The sequence below is a fragment of the Drancourtella sp. An12 genome, from assembly GCF_002160935.1.
GTDB classification, from domain to species: domain Bacteria; phylum Bacillota; class Clostridia; order Lachnospirales; family Lachnospiraceae; genus Sellimonas; species Sellimonas catena.
In genome coordinates this window covers 1-566 of record NZ_NFLO01000053.1, presented here as the reverse complement: position 1 = coordinate 566, position 566 = coordinate 1, and the positions used below count along the sequence as shown (strand labels likewise).

Annotated in this window: 1 rRNA gene; it reads left to right on the top strand. The window is 52.8% G+C overall.

The features are described from left to right. Positions 1–520: ribosomal RNA gene (locus B5E64_RS17765) — 16S ribosomal RNA — on the top strand; the annotation flags it as partial. Between the last annotated feature and the right edge of the window lie 46 nt (positions 521–566).

Genomic DNA, 566 nt, shown 5'->3' with positions numbered 1-566 from the left:
CTTTTCTTCGGAACATTGGAGACAGGTGGTGCATGGTTGTCGTCAGCTCGTGTCGTGAGATGTTGGGTTAAGTCCCGCAACGAGCGCAACCCTTATCTTCAGTAGCCAGCAATTCGGTTGGGCACTCTGGAGAGACTGCCAGGGAGAACCTGGAGGAAGGTGGGGATGACGTCAAATCATCATGCCCCTTATGGCCAGGGCTACACACGTGCTACAATGGCGTAAACAAAGGGAAGCGAGCATGTGAGTGTGAGCAAATCTCAAAAATAACGTCTCAGTTCGGATTGTAGTCTGCAACTCGACTACATGAAGCTGGAATCGCTAGTAATCGCGGATCAGCATGCCGCGGTGAATACGTTCCCGGGTCTTGTACACACCGCCCGTCACACCATGGGAGTCAGTAACGCCCGAAGCCAGTGACCCAACCTTTAGGAGGGAGCTGTCGAAGGCGGGACGGATAACTGGGGTGAAGTCGTAACAAGGTAGCCGTATCGGAAGGTGCGGCTGGATCACCTCCTTTCTAAGGGAAGAAGTAAGGGACGTTGTCTATTGTTGAGTGATCGAAG